Here is a 20295-nt window from a genome sequence, read left to right as displayed (position 1 = left end):
CAGCAATTCTATGGTGTTTCCTCATTATTCTAGCGAACGCCAGTTGAGCCGAACCCTGCTTCAGCTCGTTCAGATGAGGGAAGTTCCTTCACCGCAATAAATTTTGCTTTTTCAAAGCGTTGAATCACCATTTGAGCGATTCTGTCACCACGGTTAATAGTAAATTCTTCAGTTTGGTCGGTGTTGAGTAAACACACGATAAGTTCTCCACGGTATCCGGAGTCCACGGTTCCTGGCGCGTTAACGATGGTGATACCGTGTTTGGCAGCAAGACCAGAACGAGGGTGTACTAACGCTACATATCCGTCAGGTAGCGCTAAGGAGACACCAGTAGGTATCATTTTGCGTTCGCCGGGGGCGAGGACGGTATCAATGGTAGAGCGAAGGTCTGCGCCAGCGTCGCCGTCGTGGGCATAGCATGGAGCGGGGATACCTTCATCAAGCATTTTTAGGGGTATATCAATAGATTCAGTCACAGTAGTTCACTGTACTAGAATTCTGCATCATTCGAGTACTTCGTGTGATGTCTCTCTATCTGATGGTTCTTCGGTGTTCATGGTTATAGAGTTCTTTGGTTCTTAACTCAAAGCGCCTAACAGAAGCCAGTATCACCAGTTAAATATCGCTAAGATAGTTGTCACAGCTAATGCTTATTCGATATCACTCAAAGGTTTATGTATGTCTTCTGATTCCACTGACGTTCTCTACTATGAACGGCTCTCCCCCGGTTTTGGTACGTGGCTAGTAGCTATTGGTGTGGGTTGTGCAAGTTATCTTGTTGCTGCCCCGATCAATATTCCTATTGGCATTGTGGTGGGTATTCTCATGATGCTTCTCGTCGGTGGCGTTCTTTTTGTCTCTTCTCCAAGAATCGAGATTACGCCTCGAGTATTACGTGTTGGTCGGGCACAGATTGAACGTGAATATGTGGGATACGCTGAAGCGTTTTATGGTGATGCTGCGCGAGTTGTTGCAGGTCCAGCGTTAGATGGTCGTGCTTTTATGTGTTTTCGCGGTTGGATTGAGCCAAAAGTTCGAATCCATATTGTTGATCCGGCTGATCCAACTCCTTATTGGTTAGCTTCTAGCCGGCATCCTGAACGTATTGTCGAAATTCTCAATGAGGGAAAAGACGTTCCTGACAATCCTTTATCTGAATCTTAAGAGTTCTGTAAATACTGGGGCGGGGAAGAAACCATTGGGTTTCTTCCCCGCCCCAGTATTTAAGTGGCGTCTGTTTTAGCCTTCACAATCAATGCAGTATTGCATTCCGCCGTCTTCATGAGCGATTTGTGAACGGTGACGCACTAGGAAGCAAGAACCGCAGGTGAATTCGTCATCTTGTGCGGGAAGAACAACGACGTTGAGTTCTTCGTTAGACAAATCAGCACCGGGTAGCTCAAAACTTTCAGCTGCCGCATTTTCGTCTTCGTCAACAGCACCTGATTGCATTTCTGAGCGATGATTATTGAGCTCTTCAAATGATTCTTCGTTGTTTTCTTCGTCCTGTTTACGAGGTGTGTCGTAGTCTGTAGCCAAAGTGTTTTTCACGCTCCGTGTGTTTAGGCATACCTTCCATCGTACGTTAGGGAAGTTTCTGCAGTCTGTGGGACAGTGTTACCTGAGCTGAGTAAAGACGTATTACTTTAGTTTCCGGTAACGCGTAGCATTTTTCACGAAATATTGTCTGTTGTCTAGTAAGAAACAGCTATTTTTTGCTGTGGAAGCTATCTATTTTTTCTATTGGCTCTTATTTTGGGGGAAGAACCCTTATTTTTCGCGGTTTTCACGGGTGTAAATCTTTGAATATGTGACTTTTTTTACACCTTATGGAGAGTTTTGTGCTGGTGACCCCATATTAAAAACGTATTTTTTAGTTTTTTGAGTGGTTGTTTCCTGCGCGTTACGGGCGTCTCGGGGTAATCTTTTCTTGAACTTTATTGCCAACAAGGAGATAACATGCTTGAGCTGCGACTATCTGGTATCCATGATGACGGTGAGCACCTCGTCTTAGAATCTGTTCAGGGGGAACGTTATATTCTTCCTATCGATCAGAATCTACGGACCAGCATTGCTAAAGCTCGCCGCATTCAGCCTCTTCGCGGTCGCCCTGGCAACGGTGTTTTTGGTCCCCGTGATATTCAGGCTCGTTTCCGTCAAGGAGCAAGTGTTGAACAAATCGTTGAGGAATCTGGTTGGGAAGCAGAGCGCGTACGTCGGTATGAGTGGCCCATTATTGCAGAACGTGCCCATATTATCGCAGCAGCACGTGCTGTACGTATTTCTCCGGCAGTTCTATCTCATGGCCGTTCAGATGCTCCGGCTCTTTCCTTAGATGAGTTAATGGAGCGTGTTGGTGAAAAGTTCAACCTCCCTCTTGACGATGCTCAGTGGAGCACGTATCAGCAAGAATCTGGACAATGGAGCATTAGCGCTGATATTGAGCTAAGTGATGATGCGCAGCAGCGCATTCCGCAAACCGTCGTTTTCCCCGCACGATGGACGTATAACCCTGCAAATCAGAGCGTCTATGCGTCCAATGAGGCCGCTTATTTCTTGATGGAACGTGCAGACCCAGAAGACGCCCCAGTTCCCGGGATGATGTCTCATTCTCAGCATGACACTGCAGAAGAAGAGCCTCATACTACGGTGGAAGAATTTTCAGATATCTCAGTGCACTCTGACGAATCAGAACTTGCTAAGCGCCTTCAACAGTCTCAAACAGTAGATACTCCCCTCGAAAAATCACAGTCTCTTGACGGTGCAGGAACCCGTGACTTTGCATCTGCTAGCGAACGTAAACTTGCAGAATTGCTTGAACGCGCCCGTAGTAGCAGTACTCGCAAAAGCACTCGTACAGAAGAAGCTCTTAGTTCTTCTGAGCATCGAGAGGTGCAAGAGTCTCAGCCCACGAATGACGAAACACCTGCTGTTGAGAACACATCTGTTCGAGAAAATGTTGAGTTGCAAGAGGCGTCAACAACAAACGTTGGTTCTTCTGATGTTGAGCAACAGCACAGTGCTGCGGATGAGGGCTCTGTTGATTCATCTGAGCCTTCAGCATCTGACAGTGCTTCGAATGACGGTGCTTCGAAGTCAGAAAGTTCTTCATCTCGTTCAAAGCGTACTTCTGTACCAAGTTGGGACGACATTATTTTTGGTAACCAGCGTCGTTAAAAGTCGCCAGTCAATAATTTTAGGTATAACTGTATGAGTCATTCTTATTCCCCTAAGCATCTGTCAGATGTTGAAGAACCTGATCATATCCCTGATTTACCGACAGGTCCTAAAGTTACCGAACTTCCCCATAAAAAACATACGAGAACGGCCTTTCTTGGGTTTTTAGGGGTCTCTCTTTTGGGATTGTCTGTAGCCGCTTTTACGTTCTTTCCAATGGGCGAGACAAATATCTCTCCTGCTGGTGAGAATACAACGCATACAGTCTCAGTTTCACCAAGTGTGGATGCTACTTCTACCCCAAGCTCTACACCGTCTGTGACAGCGAGCCCTTCAGATTCTCCTACCCCATCTCTATCACCGACTCCGACTTTTTCGCCGACTCCTGAGGTTCAGGTTCCTCAAGTAACTGAAGAATTTGTTCCAGCTGAGCCGGTAGCGCCAGATGTTCCGGAGCCTATAGAAGAAGCCCCAGAAGTCGAGACTGATCCTGTTATTCCTGCTCAGCCTGTGGCTCCTGTTCAGCCGGTTCAACCTGTGGCTCCTGCTCAGCCTGTAGCGCCCGTTCAACCTGTAGCTCCTGCCCAGCCTGTAGCGCCCGTTCAACCGGTGGCTCCTGTTCAGCCTGTAGCACCTGCTCAGCCTGTAGCGCCCGCCCAACCTGTAGCACCTGCTCAGCCTGTGGCTCCTGTGCAGCCGGTTCAACCGGTGGCACCCGCTCAGCCTATAGCGCCAGCTCCACCAGCAAACAACGTTGCCCCTGCACCGATTCAAAATCCAACACCAGGGCAAGGCTAACCCACACACGTTCAGGTTCTCTAACAGCCCGTCATCAGAGATAGAGCATTCTTGGGGTATAAAGACTCATATTTTTACTCTTTATCCGTAGAATGTACTATGAACGGTAAAGTCTTAAGACTTTGCCTCAATCACTAGCACATAGAGAGAACCACCCAGATAGGTACATATATGACCAACCCTCGACATTGCGCTGATTCAACAGCTTCCGATGACTCTGAACATATAGATACATCATCAGAAGACACTGCACCATTAGAAAAGCACGAATCTGATAGCAACACCCCTGAAACAAAAAATACTCAGGATAAAAGTTCAGATGATGTATCAGCCCAGACAGAACCTATCACGGCTATCGCACAACCCGGTTATATTTATGTCACCGAAGATTCACTCCATACGGTGGAACAAGGCGCTGAAGACGATTCTCTCTCCCACCAATTGCTCAGAAACGGAACAATTTTTGAGAAGAAAAGCCTTGCCGAAAAAATTAGAGAACGCAACGAGCAACATGCTGAAGAAAAAGCTCGCAAACAAAAAGAAGCAGAGTATCGTGCTCGTCAAGCAGCTATTGCTGGGCTAACTGCACAAAAAGCAGCGAAGCAACGAGCTATCGCAACAGAATCACTTCACGAACGAGACGTCCTCACCCAAGCAGCCGCAGAATCCACTGCCGAAACGACATCACGCAAAGGGTTAGTATTCGGTGCTCTAGGTGTAGGCGCACTTCTTCTAGCTGGTATCGCCACCGTCTACGCTTTCAACCACGGTTCAGATAGCGTTACGCCGACGAACACTCACACTGTCGAAGAACCAGCCACAACAACTCCAACACCAAGCGCTTCACCTTCAGCAACGTTCTCCCCCGCCCCCGCGCCCACTCATACAGTTAAAAAACCTGAAGTTAAATATCTTGACCCTACTCCTGCACCTGTAGCACCAGGAACTATTGAGTACGTAGACCCACCCGTACCAGAAGTTCCTATTGAACAAGCGCCACCACCTGTTCTTGAACCTCAGCCACCTGTTATTCAAGAACCTGAGCCCAGCGTTCAGAGCGCAACCGCAGAACCTACCACCTCAGAAGAATCTGCCGAAAGCACTCCTGCACCTGAGCCAACAGCTCAAGAAAATACTCCCACCCAAGAGCCTACAGAAACTATTGAGCAGAACCCTACGACAGCACCAGCATCTTCATCGTTACCAGCACAGCCTCAGCCCGTTCCATCTGGGTCGTCTGCTCCTGCCGCAACACAAGATGATACGAAGAATACCGCTCCTACTGCTCAGGTAAGACCGCCAGAAGCAAATAACGTACCAACGCATGCCCCTGTGCAAGGAGGCTAAATAAATAGAGGGGAACACTTCAAAAAGCGTTCCCCTCTATTTACTGTGTAGGTAATACGCGTAATGGAACTGTTGTCTCTGTTTCTGTGAGAGAACCATGTTGCCCTACCATCTCAAATGCATGAGGTTTAGCACGACGTTTATCGTATAGGGCGATAGGTTCACGGCAAGCAATCAAAATATCACCGATGCGAGCGCGCGCATGATCTCGTACCTCAGAACCGAATAGTCCTTGTGCGCAGGCTTGTTCAGTATCAATAATCCAGGCTTTTTCTCCCCAACGTTCAGCCCAATCGTTGAGAGTTTTTTCTTTGGCAGTTTTGGAGTTGTCTTTAAGGTAGAGCTGAACCATTCGGGGTTCGCCTGCGGTAAGTCGTACGTTATCAATCAGATGTTGGTCGGCAGAATAGTCGTACCGGTGTTCGCGTTCGATATCGAGCATTCCGTGGTCTGCCGATAAAAGTAGTAACGTTTGAGCGGGGACTCTTTCTGCTAATTTTCTGAGCGAAAGATTTAGTTCTTCTAGCTGATAAAGCCATTGTGTGGAGCCTGTCCCAAAGCGATGGCCAGCTTGATCTATTTCTCCCCAATACATATAGACAAGAGATGGTTTTCGTGATGAGAGAAGACTCGTGCCAAGGGTTATTCTTCCAGTTGGTGCTTGAGCATGGAAGAATTCTCCTCCGCGTAATCCGAATTGGCTTAGCCCTGACTTTTGGTATCGGCTCAAGGAGACTGTTGCGACATTGCAATGTTTTTCGTAGCGTTCGAATACGGTGGGGTATGGTTGCCATTGATATGGGTCAATAGATGTGTCCCACCCTGAGAGGTGGTTAACCACGGTGTCGTTTTCGGGGTTGCGTACTTCGTACCCAGCAACTCCATGTATTCCAGGTGGTAAAGCTGTTCCAAAAGAAGTCAGTGAAGCTGCTGTGGTCGAAGGTATTGCGGAGTGTAATGTCCCTAAAGAAATAGATTTTTTCAGGTATGGCGCATACGAGGAATATTTTTGGAGAAGGTCTTCTCCTAGCCCGTCGACCATCACGACACAGATGCTACGGAATTTATGAGAATCGATTCCAGCTTGTTCTAAACGTTGGGCTAAGCCAATGGCGTCATGAGCGCCTTCTCCCCATACAGGGTGGGGGTCGGGTGTGATAGTGCGTTGTTTTACGAGTGTTCCGGCTGATTCGAAGAGGTCAGCGATAGTGGCGCTGCCGTAGGGTGCGGAAGCTGGCAGGGGTACTCCGCAATAATCTGTGAACATTGAGGTTATCTCCCTGCTTCTCGTTGCGCTTTTCTTAAGGCTTGCACAAAGTTACACGCTTGTCTCACAGATTCTTCTCCGTCAGCTGTTGAGCTAATACGTAAAGAGATATCTTCACATACCGCTAAACCTGTATACCCGTGGTTAGTTTGGCATTGAGGGTCAGGGCAATCTGCCGGTTGTAAGTCAAGGCGTTGAGCTCCTGTCCAAGCAATGTCAATGGACACTTCAGATGGAATAGTTCCGCTTTGGTATTCAGAAGAGTTCAGATATACATAGTTCGCAGATACAGATTTTAGATGTTCTATAGAAAAGCTCTCAACGCTTAGGTGTGTTGCTGTTTCATCTGGTTGGTGATGTTCGTGGTCATCGAGGTGCACTACTAGTAAATAGTGTTGGGTTAAGGCTAATACTGTGATGTGTCGGTGAATGGTACCGTGTTCAAAGTGAGTTTCTAGGTGAACTAGATGTGATTGGGGATCTTGCCCTATTAACCCATCTATTACCGCGTCTGTTGTCAGCTCTGGGTAAAATCCTAATCTGGTAATGGATTCTTCCAAAGATTTAAGACGAGGACTGCTCATATGGGTATCCCTCCAAGGTGTATAAGATATTTATTTATTGTAAACCGTACAGGTTCTAGTTCGTTGGTCATTGTTATGACATTCTTGGCTTTGGTATCCTCATGAGCGCATTTGCTGTTGTGTTGGTTCTTTCAAAGAACAGTATTCTCAGAACCGAACGGTAGAATGTTTATGACCCTACCCCGTCAGCTATTGAAGAGGTTTATATGGCCCGCCGCGGCACAACTCTGCAGGATGATTACCCTGAAGATATCGTAGAAAACATTGTCGATATTGATGTATCTTCCGAAATGGAAACGAGCTTTTTGGAGTACTCGTATTCGGTGATTTATTCCCGAGCTTTGCCTGATGCCAGAGACGGTCTCAAACCGGTACAGCGACGGATTTTGTATATGATGCAGCAGATGGGTTTGACTCCTGCTAAAGGGCATGTGAAAAGTGCTCGTGTTGTTGGTGAGGTGATGGGTAAACTTCACCCTCATGGTGATGGTGCTATCTATGATGCAATGGTGCGTTTAGCGCAGCCTTTTGCGATGAGGATGCCTCTTGTTGATGGTCATGGCAACTTTGGGTCTTTAGATGATGGGCCTGCAGCATCTCGATATACAGAAGCGCGTATGGCGTCTTCGGCTCTAGCGCTTACAGCAGATTTAGATGAGGATGTTGTCGATTTTGTCCCCAATTATGACAACCAATTTATGCAGCCTTCTGTTTTGCCCGCTGCTTTCCCTAATCTGTTAGTCAATGGTTCTTCGGGAATTGCAGTAGGCATGGCTACGAATATGCCTCCGCATAATCTTCGTGAGGTGATTGCTGGGGCGCGGTACCTGATTGAGAACCCTGACGCTACGCTTTCTCAAATCATGAAGTTTATTCCTGGGCCTGATCTTCCAACCGGCGGAACCGTTGTTGGTCTTGACGGTATCAAAGATGCTTATGCTCATGGTCGCGGTATTTTTAAAACACGTGCCAAAGCCACTATTGAGCAGGTTTCTGCCAGAAAACAAGGCATTGTGATTACGGAGTTACCGTATATGGTAGGGCCTGAAAAAGTTATTGAGAAAATTAAAGATGGGGTTCAAAAAAAGAAACTTCTAGGTATCTCTGATGTAGCAGACCTGACAGACCGTAAGAATGGTTTGCGTATGGTCATTGAGGTTAAAAATGGTTTTAATCCTCAAGCTGTTCTTGCCTCACTATACAAATACACTCCTTTAGAGGATTCCTTTGGCATTAATAATGTTGCCTTAGTACATGGGCAGCCACAGACCCTCGGTCTTCTAGATCTTTTGCGTGTCTACGTTAACCATCGTATTGAGGTCGTTCGCAGGCGTACCGTGTTCCGTCTAGAACAGAAGAAAAAACGTCTTCATTTAGTTGAGGGTCTTCTCATCGCGATTATTGATATTGATGAGGTCATTCAAATTATTCGTTCTTCGGATGAGAGTTCTCAGGCTAAAGCCCGTCTCATGACGGTCTTTGATTTAAGTGAAGTTCAGGCACATTATATTTTGGAGGTTCGTCTCCGTCAGCTCACAAAGTATTCTCGTCTTGATTTAGAAAAAGAACGTGATGAGTTGCTTCATGCTATTGCAGAATTAGAGGATATCTTAACGCATGAGAAACGGTTACATACTGTTGTCTCTGATGAGTTGCAAGAAGTAGCAGATACTTATGGGACAGATCGACGCACGATTCTGACATCAAAAGATCGTTTAGCTGAAGAAATTGCTCAGGCAAAGAGCTCTTCTAACCAGAAGATTGCACGCGGTAGCCTAGCCTTAGAAATTGCGAATGACCCGTGTTGGGTTCTTCTTTCTACAACGGGGCGTATTGGTAGAAGTACGCCGTATCCTGATGGTCTTGTGGCACTCACAGATTCAACAAAACGTCTCAAACATGATGCGTTAGTTTCAGTGATTGCTACTAGTGCCCGTTCTGAGATAGCAGCAGTTACCTCATTAGGGCGTATGGTTCGGGTAAACGTTATGGATCTTGCTGTTCTTGAGAATTCTCAAGGGACACCAATACTTTCTAGTGGCGTTCCTTTAGACGAGATTGTTTCGTTAGGGCGTTCTGAAAAGATTGTTGGGTTGGCTCCGCTTCATCAAATTATTGCTTTAGGCACCGCTCAAGGTGTTGTTAAACGAGTTAATCCTGATTACCCGCTCAATGCTGATAGCTGGGATATTATTGCGCTTAAACCTAAAGATCAGGTTGTCTCGGTGGCAGTATGCGCACATGAGGATGATGTTCTGACGTTTGTGACAGAGCAGGCGAAGTTATTATGTTTTACAGCAGATAAGGTACGTCCTCAAGGCAAAGGTGGTAGCGGTATTGCCGGTATCAAACTAGCTGAAAAAGACCGTGTCATTGCTTTTGGTGTTACGCCTTCTCATAGTGATGCTGTTGTTATAACAGTTGCTCAAGGCGGTACTGAAGATAGCGCAAAAGTCACAGAACTTGAGCAGTTCCCGCAGAAGGGACGCGCCACCGGTGGCGTTCGCTGTCACCGTTTCTTATCGGGTGAGTCCTCTTTGAGGTTAGCTTTCGTTGGTCGCGGACCATTAAAAGCTGTTAGCCCTGCAGGTGTAGCACGAGCTGTTCCGACGGAGTTTTCTGCTCGTGACGATTCAGGTATCCCCCTCACCCAGTCTATTGCTACGGTAGGTTCCTCATATCAATACACTCAATGGTTGTTGCCGAACTCTGGAACAGAAGCGAACAGTAGTTCTTCTGGAGCAGAACAAACCTCCCAGAAAACTTCAGGTGAAGCTGAATTATCTCTTGAAGGAACACTCTTCTCGTAGAAAATAACGTGTTCTGCTACAAGAATGCCGTGGCTGCCCATGAAGATGAGTGGCCACGGCATTCTTGTATCTACGGGTTAGGGTGATAGTTCAACAATACGGTCGCAGGCTTCAATATCATCTCGTCGATGAGAGACTAAGACGACTGCTGGCGGTATTTGAAGACCGGAACCAGGCTGAGCGACATGTTTCATCGTGGCCGCATCTATTTTAGTTCCACGAGACACTTCTGCGATTAGAGCACGTGCTGCTGGGGCATCTAGATGTGCGGTCGGTTCATCCATCAAAAGAAGTGGAGACTGTGTCAATAAAGTGCGAGCAATCGCGATACGTTGACGTTGTCCGCCAGAAACATATGAACCTCCCGCGCCAACGGGCGTGTTCAGCCCCTCAGGTAGAGAACGCACAAAATCTCCTAGCCCCACTCTATCTAAAACAGAGTACATTTCAGCTTCACTAGGGCGGTTCTTCGCCGAAGCTGCTAATGCTAGGTTATTCGCGATAGAAGATTCGAAAATGTACGCGGATTGTGGGCACCAGGCCGCATACCCCCGTAGATCCTCACTGCTTAGTTGTTCTCCGTTGACGCTAATAGCACCATTTTCTACGGGTAAGAATCCTAGCAATGTTGCTAAAGCAGTTGTTTTCCCTGCACCAGAGACACCAGTAATACCAAGCCATTGCCCAGAACGGATGGAGGCATTAAGTCCCGTGAAGACAGGCTCTTTCATGCCAGGCCAACGGGTTGCCACATTTTCCATGGACAAGGTAATCGGGGTGCCTAAACGTTGACGAGTTTGGGCAACATCTGTGGTAGTGTGCTCCGCTGAGTTTGTTTCGACGAGGGGGCGCATCCGTCGTACGAGTTCGGCTAATGCGGGCCATCCTCGGACTGCTTCGATATGTCCGGCAGTGCTTTCTCCCATGGCAGTACACATCAAAAGGATAATTGCAACTAGCGGCCCAGTTAGTTCTCCAGAACGAACTTGTGCCCAGGTGATGACGATGGTTCCTATCGCAGCACCCCACCATGTCACGATGGTCAAGGCATGCCCAAAACCGCTAGCTTTTGACCCTGCAAGGATTGATTCGACGTTACGTTGGTCTTTTTCTTTGAATGCTGCAGCAGCTAGATAGTTCAGGCCGTTAGCGCGAAGGTCTGCCGCAGCGTCAAGAGTTGAGACCCCTAAACGTAATAATTCTGAGGTTGAGAATCGGGCAATAGCGTCAGCGCGATGATCAGTGTATCGAACCAATGCTGGTATGACCAGCGTAGAAATAACTGCTGCACACAGAACGATGGGAGTAGCTATAGGAGCAACACTCAACGTAACGACAACAGCCAAAATCATCACCGTCACATGAGAGCCAACAGGAAGAATGACTCGTGGTAAGGCGTCTCGTAGTTCGTCAATATCGCCAACAAGACGGTTAAGAATTCGGTCTCCGCGAAGAAGCGAACGTAAAGATAGTACGGTTCGTCCGGCAGAGTCCCAAGCTCTCACTCTTAAAAAGTTCGCTGCTTTGAGCACAAGGTCATGTGTGCGTAAACGTTCTACATAACGAGTGCAAGCTCGCCCAAGTCCAAAGAAGCGTACTCCGACGATGGCGACCATGAGGTACATAATGGCAGGCTGTTCTGCGGCTCGTACGATGAGCCAGCCAGAAAGTGCCGTCAGCATAATAGAAAATGATAGAGCTAAAGCAGATAAGATAATAGGCATCAAGCTCTGCTTGAAGGTGATACCTGTCAAGGAACGTATATCTTTGAGCGTTTGAAGAACCGAACCACGTGGCTGTCGGTACGTTAAAGAATGGGGTCGCTGAGTTTTCTTCTCGGGTGCTGCCTGAGGATTCTCAGCTGAATGTTGCCGCAAAGATTCTTTAAAGCTTTCGACGTCCCATCCCATAGAGGTGCTACGGCTCATAGTCCACGATGTTGCGGTTCCTCGTTCATCAGTTGTGGCGTCAAGACGGAAATCGGTGCGTCGTGCAAGGTCTTCGTCGTGAGTGACGATAAGTAGTGTAGCCCCCGTGGTAGCTAAAGCAGCTAACGAGATATTGACGCGGTCTGATGCGATTGCATCAAGATGGGCTGTTGGTTCATCAACGAGAACGGTAACCTTTTCGCCGATTCGTTCTAATGCGTCCACACGAGCCAGTGCTCGCGCAATGGCTAGACGGCGCATTTGGCCGGCGCTCAAAGATTCTGGAGCGAGGTCGGCGAAATCTTCTAACCCCACCACTCGTAGGTATTGACGGTATCGTTCACGTCCGCGTGCGGATAGAGAGAGAGGGCCGGTTTCGCTCAAAAGTTTGAGTACGGCGGCAAAGTCTTCTTCGCTATCAACGACGGCGGGGAATCCGTAAAGTGCAACTTCGTTAATCACTGAGGTTGCGATAAAGGCCGGTGATTGGCTCACCCATACGATAGATCCGGTGCCACGTACTTCACCGCTGACCTGTAGGGGTTTGCGAGAGCCAGTAGGGATTAGCCCGTCAGCTACGGCACCGTTGATAACCCCCAATAAGGTAGATTTTCCGCAGCCAGAAGGTCCGGTAATGCTGACGGTACTTCCATGCGGAACGGTAAAGCTCACGTCGTGTAGAACTTGGCTTCGTCCGGGATATGTGACGCAGACGTTTTGGATGCTTAGTTCTTCTCCGTCAAAGAACGTTTTCTCTTCGGGGAGAGGACGGTCGATGATACTCTGGGCACGTCGTAGAGCAGCTACGCCATCCTCAGATTGATGGTAGGCGCTACCTACGTCGCGTAATGGCTGATAGCATTCGGGAGCTAAAAGTAATGCTAGTAGTGCCACATCCAGACCCATATTTCCATGGACTAGTCGGACACCAATCAGTACCGCAATGACCGCGATAGAAATGGTGGTGAGTAGTTCAAGCCAAAAAGATGAAAGAAACGCTGAGCGTAGTGTGAATACTGTTGTTTTACGGTACCGCTCCCCTAGTTCTGCTAGAGCTTTTGACTGGGCACGAGCACGTCCAAGCCCAACGAGAACGGGTAGGCCTTTAACGAGTTCAACGATATGGTCAGACAGACGCAGTAGTTCTTGTTGAGCTTTTTCAGTATCTTTTTTCGTGGTTTTGCCGATGAGCACCATGAATACTGGTATTAGGGGCAATGTTGCGATGATAACTATTGCGGAGGTTAAATCGTAGAACCCTAAGACGCAAAGAATCATAATCGGCGTTACCGCGGTGCTAACAAGTGCGGTAAGAGTTTTTGTGTAGTAGTCGTCGATAGCGTCGAGGCCTCGAGAGATGAGCACTGCTGTTCCGCCAGTACCGTCTGGAGTGTCTACTCCTCCGGTGGCAAGGACTCTTTCAATCAGTTGTGCACGGATAGTTGATTTTGTTCCGGTGGCTGCACGTTGCGCGAAATAGCTCAGCGCCCAGTCGCTTGCTGCACGTAATACTAGTGCGATGAAAGCAACGAGTAACAGCATCATAACGGTTGGTTTTTGCCCGAAAGTTGCGAGCCAGATGCCATCTAGGTGTGCCTCAGCATTACCACCAAAGATTGCTTGCTGACGGTCGTAGTCGCTGGTAAAGATTTGATTCCGGTGTATTGCAGCATAGGTGAGCCTAGCCATATAGGCGATGGCTGTGCCGAGGACAGCGGCAAAAAGGACTGTAGCACTCGTTTTTATGATGGTGATGAGCGCAAAGATGCCGAGGTTGGTTGTGGCGTTAGGCCCCAGTGGAGGACGCTTATCCATAGATAACGATGAACTTTCAGGTATGAAGATTTCGATAGATGTTCTTTTTGAAGTCTACCTTTGAAAAATATATTTTTCTGGTGAATGGGCAGAAGGTTTTATTGTGATGTCAGTGATGAGTGATAGATAAAAGCGGGTGCGCCTATGATTCATAGACGCACCCGCTTAATCTTGAAGTAGCGTTTTAGGCGCTACTTCTGAGCCAGCAGTGTTTTAGTGGCTTCCTTTAGACATGGTTGCTAGGTCAGTAGCGTCATGTGCATCGGGGATATGTTCTACGGTAAGACGTTTACGGAACATGTAGTATCCCCATGCCTGATACAAGATGATGAAAGGCAACATCAGACATGCTAACCACGTCATGATAGTCAATGTGTAGGGAGAGCTTGAGGCGTTAGCGATGTTCAGGCTGTAGGCTGGGTCCAATGTTGAGGGGAAGACATTGGGGTATAGCGCTAGGAAGATAGCTAGAGCACCAGTCGTGATGAACAGTGAAGTTCCGACAAAGGTCCAACCTTCACGTCCTGCACGTGCTTTGAGGTATGCAAATGCGCAGCTAATGACAGCAAAAACAACCATAACCCAAGAGAGTATTCCGGCGCTAATACCGGTGAATTGTAGGTAAAGCACCCAGATAACGCAGGGCAGAATACCTAATGGCATGAGCCGTACTAGTGTTTTACTCGCACGGTAACGCACTTCTCCGTCTGTTTTGAGGGCGATAAAGGCAAGCCCTTGTAGATACGAGAAGAGGACAATTCCGAGTCCACCGATATAGGTGAAGGGGTTGAATATCCAAGTGAATGCTCCAACGACGTCGCCGTTTTCGTTGATGGGCAGTCCGGTTGAGGTGATTCCAAGGAGTGCACCGACGAGGAAGGCGAGGAAGAAGGAGGATACGGAGATGGATGCGTTCCAGAAGTTAATCCACTTTTCGGTATTCTGTTTTCCGCGGTAGTCGATAGCTACCACTCGTAGGATAAGGAATACGAGCGCTAGTGTGAGTGGGATGTATAGCGCGGAGAAGAGTGAGGCATACCAGAAGGGGAAGGCTGCAAAGGTTGCGGCACCTCCGGTTACAAGCCAGACTTCGTTTCCGTCCCAAACAGGGCCGATGGTGTTGAGAAGAAGTCGTTTTTCTTTTTCGTTTTTTGAAAAGACTTTTGACATCATCATGCCGACACCGAAGTCAAATCCTTCGAGGATGAGGTATCCAATCCAGAATACGCCGATGATAATGAACCATATGGTAGGAAGCAGAGGCTGGTCAGCGAAGATGTTCATAGTGTTCGTCCTCTCTTCTTAGTATGCAAACGCGAGGACGTCGCGTTTTTCATCGTGGTTGGTGTCTTCGTCGTCTTCGAGTAGTTCAGGCATGGATGCCACGATACCGGAGCGGACGTATTTGGTGAGCAGGTATATCTCAACGATTGCGAGGACTCCGTAGAGTAGTCCTAGTGTAATCAGCGAGAAGAGGATGGTTCCTGCTGATACTTCTGGCGAGACACCGGCGGCGGTGAACATCATCACGGCGGTGTCGCCTTGGAAGTTTGGTGCAACAACGAATGGTTGACGTCCCATTTCGGTGAAAATCCATCCAGCGGCGTTGCCAAGGAATGGGAACCATAGTGCTACAAGCTGTAGGTTCTTGATGCCGTTGGATGCGGGAACTGTGCCGGTACCGTTTTTGCGGGTTATCCATAGCGCGTAGATAGCCATCAATGCGCTCATACCACCGAGGGTGAACATGCCACGGAAGCCGTAGTAGGTAATTTCAACCAGCGGTGTGTATTGAATTTCTTGTCCTGCGTACTCGCCGTAGACTTCTGGCTGGTTAGGGTAGTGAGTTCCTAGCTGTTCGCGGTATTCCTTGAGGAGGGTTTCGACGCCGGGTACTTCTTCTGTGAAGTTTTCGTGAGCAAGGAAGGAGAGCAGACCAGGAATTTTTAGGACTGTATGGATATCTGCACAGTTCTGGCTACCGGGGTTGGTGCTGTAGGAGAAGAGGGAGAACGCTGTGGTGTCTTCGCAGGCGGCTTCTGCAGCTGCCATTTTAAGTGGCTGTTGTTGAATCATCAGCTGGGCTTGTGCGTGGCCGGTGAAGGCGGTTCCGAGGAATCCGACGAGGGCTACGATTGCGCCGAAGCGTAGGGCGTAGCGCCAAGCGTGAAAATCTTCTTTGTCGCGAATGCCTTCAGTGCGTTCGCCGATGACGACTTTTCCGTCAACGACGGTGTCAATTCCGTCTTTACGGCGTTTCCAAAGATGCCACCAAGAGATACCGATGAGGAAGGCTCCACCAACGAGTAGTGCACCGGTAATAACGTGTGGGACGGTGAGTACCGCGGTGATGTTAAAGAGCACGGCGAGAATGTCGGTCATGACGGGGCGTCCATCAACCATTTCTACGCCGACGGGGTGTTGCATCCAAGAGTTTGCTACAAGGATGAAGTATGCAGAGATCCAGGTACCGATAACGGCGATGGTGATAGTCCATGCGTGAATTTTAGGTGAGAGTTTACCCCAGCCGAAGATCCACAGTCCGATGAAGGTGGATTCGAAGAAGAAAGCGAAGAGGCCTTCCATTGCTAGGGGAGCACCGAAGACGTCGCCGACGAATCGTGAGTAGTTGCTCCATGCCATGCCGAATTGGAATTCTTGGACGAGGCCTGTTGCGACGCCCATAGCAAAGTTAATGAGGAAGAGTTTTCCCCAGAATTTGGTGAGACGTTTAAATCGTTCACTTCCAGTTTTGACGTATTTCCAGTGGAAGTACGCGACAAGAGGGCCGAGACCTAGTGTCAGAGGCACCATGAAGAAGTGGTATACGGTGGTGATGCCAAATTGCCACCGTGCTATAAGTAGTGGATCCACTGCTTGTATCCTTTTATAAACCTTAATGTGTGAGCCGTGAGTTGTTGAGACTCACGCTTTATCACATTTAGATTACGATGTGTTGCAAGGTTTGTCTTATAGTCGTTTACACCCTGTCATTTACTCTTTTAGGTTGGGGACTTGACGTTGCTCTAAAGGTTATTTTCACAGTAAGCACTTTTTACGTTTTAGGCTTTTTTCAACAATTGACAGCGCTCCCCTAAGTATCAACATTTTCCCTAGTCAAATAGTGTTATTTAGGTGTTTCAAAAAGTTTTAGCCAATGAGAAAAAGTAGATTTGAAACTATCTCGTAAAGATTTTCCAGCCATATATTGACACCTTTATACAATCTGTCATGAAACACCATAAAGAATAGTGGTGATTTTTTTCATAAAAATTATTACACTTTATCTCTACTCAAACACCAGCGTGTCGCAAAGCAAAAGGACGCAAGCACTCATCCACGCGGACCAAGAAGCCCTAAACGAGCAACACTTTCACGCTCTAAAAATAATTCATCGACAGAACGACGCACATACTCTCTCGAGAACTCATCTTCTAACAATCCCGGAATAATCTGCCACTGCCCACGAGAACACAACACAGGAAAAGAACAAAATACCCCAGGAGCAACACCATAAGAGCCGTCACTAGCAACAGCCATAGACGTTTGAACAGGCTCTGAACCCAGCCAAAGACGCATATGTTCAAGCATTGCAGAAGCAGCGGAAGCGGCTGAAGAAGACCCTCGCTTTTGAATAACCTCCGCACCACGATGAGCAATGCGAGAAATAAACTCCTCCTCAATCCATTGCATTCCTTTACCTTGCTGTTTTAGTGCGTCAACTACAGCTATGCCGTCAACCGTCGCATGAAAAATATCTGGATATTGCGTCGCAGAATGATTACCCCAAATACTTACACCAGCAATCTTTTGCACTTCAACCGCTAACGTCTTCGCAATCATTGACTGCGCACGCTGATGGTCTAAGCGAGTCAATGCACTAAAACGGCTGAGCGGAATATCTGGAGCAAAAGAAGAGCAAATCAAAGCATTAGTATTCGCAGGATTCCCCACAACTACTACCCGAAGTTGAGAAGAAGCCTGTTCATTAAGCGCTTGACCCTGCACCGAAAAAATACCGGCATTAGCTTCTAGAAGATCAGCCCGCTGCATACCTTGAGTACGAGGGCGTGCCCCTACCAATAAAGCGATATCTGTTCCGTCAAATCCTTGATAAGGATCATCATAGATGTTGATAGAAGAAAGATGCGAAAAAGCACAATCTTCCAGTTCCATAGCCACACCCTCAAGCGATGACATCGCTTGAGGTAGGTCTAAGAGGTTGAGCCGAATTTTTGTGTTAGGGCCGAGCCACTCCCCTGAAGCAATACGAAAAAGTGCGGCGTACCCAATGTTCCCAGCAGCTCCAGTAAGTGTTACTGTGACGACGTTGTCAGAATATGAAGAAAGCATAACACCATACTATAGTGTTATAGCTCACTATCATAGCGGTTGAGGTTAAATACCTCGCCAAGTCCTTCTAACCAGAATCTCCTAAACATCAATCTGATCATCAGATAATTTATGGGCGCTGTTAATAATGAAATCCTTACGTGGAGCAACCTCTGAACCCATCAACAAAGAGAAAGCCTGTTCAGCAGCTTGCGCATCCTCAATACGAATACGACGCAACATTCTATGGCGAGGATCCATCGTCGTCTCTGCGAGCTGGTCAGCATCCATCTCACCCAACCCTTTATATCGTTGAATCGGCTCTTTATAGTTCTTTCCTTCATCTTCTAAACGGCGCAACAGTTCTTCTAACTCACGTTCAGAATACGTATAAATCATCTCGTTAGCCCGTCCACGATGGATGACTTCAACTCGATGCAACGGAGGCACCGCAGCATAGACCCGACCGGCTTCAACCATAGGGCGCATATAACGATAGAACAAGGTCAGAAGCAAAGTACGAATATGTGCGCCGTCAACGTCAGCATCCGTCATCATCACGACCTTGCCATAACGGATACTTTCGACATCAAAGGTTCGACCAGAGCCTGCACCAAGAACCTGAATAATTGCGGCACATTCAGCATTAGCTAACATATCCGTCAGTGAAGCTTTCTGAACGTTCAGAATCTTTCCGCGAATCGGCAAAAGAGCCTGATAACTTGACGAACGAGCCAGACGCGCTGTTCCTAGAGCAGAGTCTCCCTCAACAATAAAAAGTTCAGAACGAGCGACATCGTGAGAACGACAATCCACAAGTTTCGCGGGCATAGAACTGGTTTCTAAAGCATTTTTTCGCCGCTGAGTCTCTTTATGAACTCGCGCTGAGATACGTGATTTCATCTCAGCCACAACTTTTTCGCTTAAGGAATGAGCCTGCTGTTTATCAGCACGAGCTGTCGCTTTAAGTTTCTGGGCTAGTTGAGTACTCACAATTTTCGAGACAATCTGACGCACCGCAGAGGTACCAAGAATCTCTTTTGTTTGTCCTTCAAATTGCGGTTCCGCTAAACGAACAGTGAGTACCGCTGTTAGTCCAGCAAGAATATCGTCTTTTTCAAATTTATCCTGAGCACCAACTTTATATTTTCTGGCATTATCACTCAGATGTTTTCTAAAGGTCTTCAAAAGCCCTTGTTCAAAGCCTGTTAGGTGAGTGCCGCCTTTAGGGGTAGAAATAATGTTAACGAAAGAACGAACAGTCGTGTCATATCCAATCCCCCACCGCAGGGCAATATCAACTTCACATTCACGTTCCACTTCTTGAAGCTGAGAATGCCCTTCTTCATCCAGAACAGGAACAGTTTCAGTAAAGGTGTCACGCCCTTGAAAACGCCAAATATCTGTCACAGATGAATCATGCCCAAGATACTCAACAAATTCAGAAATACCACCATCATGGTGGAACACTTCTTCGTAGGTGTCGTGTTCGCCTGGAGTGCCAGCTAGCCGACGTTCATCACGAATGGCGATGCGTAGACCCGGAATGAGAAATGAGGTTTGGCGAGCACGCTGAGCAAGTTCCTGATAACTGAACTTTGCATCTGGTGTAAAAATCTGTGGATCAGCCCAGTAGCGTACGCGGGTTCCGGTCACACCTCGTTTAGCTTTGCCAATAACAACTAAGGAATCGTTTTCTTTTTGTGAAGGGGTAAAAGACGCTTGTGGTGTTGGTGTCCGCCCGTCTTTAAACACTCCAGGGATGCCGTGACGGAAACTCATTTGGTAGGTTTTCCCACCACGGTCTACTTGCACATCTAACCGGCTTGATAAAGCATTAACAACGGAAGCGCCAACACCGTGCAGACCGCCAGAGGCAGCATAGGAACCTCCACCGAATTTTCCGCCAGCATGGAGTTTGGTGTACACCACTTCCACACCGCTCAGTCCGGTGCGAGGTTCGATATCGGTCGGGACACCTCGCCCGTCGTCACGAACTTCTACTGAGCCATCACGGTACAGAACAATGTCGATGGATTGCCCGTATCCGGCAAGAGCTTCGTCTACAGAGTTATCAATAATTTCCCAGAGGCAATGCATTAAACCACGAGAGTCGGTTGAACCGATATACATACCGGGGCGTTTACGTACGGCTTCGAGCCCTTCGAGGACGGAAAGGTTTCGAGCGGTATATGAAGAGGTTGCCACGGTGTTCTCCCTAGTTGAGCAGAGTGGTT

General features: G+C 47.8%; 14 protein-coding genes. 5 read left to right on the top strand and 9 right to left on the bottom strand.

Going from position 1 to position 20295, the window contains the following annotated elements; translation table 11 throughout:
- Positions 1 to 29: 29 nt before the first annotated feature.
- Positions 30 to 476, bottom strand: coding sequence for a dUTP diphosphatase (dut, locus tag ACN08X_RS04290; RefSeq protein WP_419101841.1), 447 nt, complete (start codon positions 474 to 476; stop codon positions 30 to 32).
- A gap of 202 nt (positions 477 to 678) precedes the next feature.
- On the opposite strand from dut, the gene ACN08X_RS04285 reads away from it, so the two are divergent.
- On the top strand, positions 679 to 1164 hold the full coding sequence (locus tag ACN08X_RS04285; RefSeq protein WP_419107996.1) for a DUF3093 domain-containing protein: 486 nt from the start codon (positions 679 to 681) through the stop codon (positions 1162 to 1164).
- A gap of 75 nt (positions 1165 to 1239) precedes the next feature.
- On the opposite strand, the gene ACN08X_RS04280 is transcribed toward ACN08X_RS04285, so the two are convergent.
- Positions 1240 to 1539, bottom strand: a complete 300-nt coding sequence (locus ACN08X_RS04280) for a DUF4193 domain-containing protein (protein ID WP_419101941.1) — start codon at positions 1537 to 1539, stop codon at positions 1240 to 1242.
- Between the two features lie 420 nt (positions 1540 to 1959).
- Here ACN08X_RS04280 and sepH point away from each other — a divergent pair, with 420 nt between their 5' ends.
- The 3 genes from sepH (at position 1960) to ACN08X_RS04265 (ending at position 5322) form a co-directional block, all read left to right on the top strand.
- Positions 1960 to 3177: a septation protein SepH gene (gene sepH / locus ACN08X_RS04275; RefSeq protein ID WP_419107995.1), complete on the top strand. Its 1218-nt coding sequence runs from the start codon at positions 1960 to 1962 to the stop codon at positions 3175 to 3177.
- Positions 3178 to 3210: 33 nt separating this feature from the next.
- Positions 3211 to 3975, top strand: a complete 765-nt coding sequence (locus ACN08X_RS04270; protein WP_419107994.1) for a hypothetical protein — start codon at positions 3211 to 3213, stop codon at positions 3973 to 3975.
- A gap of 171 nt (positions 3976 to 4146) precedes the next feature.
- Positions 4147 to 5322 carry a hypothetical protein gene (locus tag ACN08X_RS04265; protein WP_419107993.1) on the top strand — a complete coding sequence of 392 codons (1176 nt, stop codon included), beginning with the start codon at positions 4147 to 4149 and terminating at the stop codon, positions 5320 to 5322.
- A gap of 40 nt (positions 5323 to 5362) precedes the next feature.
- Here ACN08X_RS04265 and ACN08X_RS04260 read toward each other — a convergent pair whose 3' ends face one another.
- Together ACN08X_RS04260 and ACN08X_RS04255 are read right to left on the bottom strand one after the other, a co-directional pair.
- Positions 5363 to 6589, bottom strand: a complete 1227-nt coding sequence (locus ACN08X_RS04260; RefSeq protein WP_419107992.1) for an alkaline phosphatase family protein — start codon at positions 6587 to 6589, stop codon at positions 5363 to 5365.
- A gap of 5 nt (positions 6590 to 6594) precedes the next feature.
- The gene (locus ACN08X_RS04255) at positions 6595 to 7173 is read right to left on the bottom strand and encodes a DUF5998 family protein (protein ID WP_419101847.1); all 579 of its coding nucleotides are present in this window, start codon (positions 7171 to 7173) and stop codon (positions 6595 to 6597) included.
- Between the two features lie 206 nt (positions 7174 to 7379).
- Between ACN08X_RS04255 and ACN08X_RS04250 the strand changes: the two genes are divergently transcribed.
- A complete protein-coding gene (locus ACN08X_RS04250) occupies positions 7380 to 9983 on the top strand; it encodes a DNA gyrase/topoisomerase IV subunit A (protein ID WP_419107991.1) in 2604 nt (867 codons plus the stop codon).
- A 77-nt stretch (positions 9984 to 10060) separates the two neighbouring features.
- Here the strand turns inward: ACN08X_RS04250 and cydC are convergent, their stop codons facing one another.
- From cydC to ACN08X_RS04225, 5 genes are all read right to left on the bottom strand, one after another.
- Positions 10061 to 13726, bottom strand: coding sequence for a thiol reductant ABC exporter subunit CydC (gene cydC, locus ACN08X_RS04245; RefSeq protein ID WP_419107990.1), 3666 nt, complete (start codon positions 13724 to 13726; stop codon positions 10061 to 10063).
- Between the two features lie 213 nt (positions 13727 to 13939).
- Positions 13940 to 15010 (bottom strand): cytochrome d ubiquinol oxidase subunit II, encoded by a 1071-nt coding sequence (cydB, locus tag ACN08X_RS04240; RefSeq protein WP_419107989.1) that lies wholly within the window; start codon positions 15008 to 15010, stop codon positions 13940 to 13942.
- A gap of 18 nt (positions 15011 to 15028) precedes the next feature.
- A complete protein-coding gene (locus ACN08X_RS04235) occupies positions 15029 to 16600 on the bottom strand; it encodes a cytochrome ubiquinol oxidase subunit I (RefSeq protein ID WP_419107988.1) in 1572 nt (523 codons plus the stop codon).
- A gap of 459 nt (positions 16601 to 17059) precedes the next feature.
- Positions 17060 to 18079 (bottom strand): malate dehydrogenase, encoded by a 1020-nt coding sequence (locus tag ACN08X_RS04230; RefSeq protein WP_419107987.1) that lies wholly within the window; start codon positions 18077 to 18079, stop codon positions 17060 to 17062.
- Between the two features lie 81 nt (positions 18080 to 18160).
- Positions 18161 to 20266 (bottom strand): DNA gyrase/topoisomerase IV subunit B, encoded by a 2106-nt coding sequence (locus tag ACN08X_RS04225; protein ID WP_419101853.1) that lies wholly within the window; start codon positions 20264 to 20266, stop codon positions 18161 to 18163.
- Between the last annotated feature and the right edge of the window lie 29 nt (positions 20267 to 20295).

This window comes from Rothia sp. P6271, assembly GCF_048512995.1.
In the GTDB taxonomy this organism is placed as follows: Bacteria; Actinomycetota; Actinomycetes; order Actinomycetales; family Micrococcaceae; genus Rothia.
The sequence above is the reverse complement of the archived record's forward strand: the minus strand, read 5'-3'. Positions and strand labels throughout refer to the sequence as shown.

Excerpts from the sequence above, each read along its gene's own strand:
- ACN08X_RS04270 (WP_419107994.1), top strand. The coding sequence starts at position 3,211 with ATGAGTCATTCTTATTCCCCTAAGCATCTGTCAGATGTTGAAGAACCT.
- ACN08X_RS04230 (WP_419107987.1), bottom strand. The coding sequence starts at position 18,079 with ATGCTTTCTTCATATTCTGACAACGTCGTCACAGTAACACTTACTGGA.
- ACN08X_RS04260 (WP_419107992.1), bottom strand. The coding sequence starts at position 6,589 with ATGTTCACAGATTATTGCGGAGTACCCCTGCCAGCTTCCGCACCCTAC.
- sepH (WP_419107995.1), top strand. The coding sequence starts at position 1,960 with ATGCTTGAGCTGCGACTATCTGGTATCCATGATGACGGTGAGCACCTC.
- cydC (WP_419107990.1), bottom strand. The coding sequence starts at position 13,726 with ATGGATAAGCGTCCTCCACTGGGGCCTAACGCCACAACCAACCTCGGC.
- cydB (WP_419107989.1), bottom strand. The coding sequence starts at position 15,010 with ATGAACATCTTCGCTGACCAGCCTCTGCTTCCTACCATATGGTTCATT.
- ACN08X_RS04285 (WP_419107996.1), top strand. The coding sequence starts at position 679 with ATGTCTTCTGATTCCACTGACGTTCTCTACTATGAACGGCTCTCCCCC.
- ACN08X_RS04250 (WP_419107991.1), top strand. The coding sequence starts at position 7,380 with ATGGCCCGCCGCGGCACAACTCTGCAGGATGATTACCCTGAAGATATC.
- ACN08X_RS04265 (WP_419107993.1), top strand. The coding sequence starts at position 4,147 with ATGACCAACCCTCGACATTGCGCTGATTCAACAGCTTCCGATGACTCT.
- ACN08X_RS04255 (WP_419101847.1), bottom strand. The coding sequence starts at position 7,173 with ATGAGCAGTCCTCGTCTTAAATCTTTGGAAGAATCCATTACCAGATTA.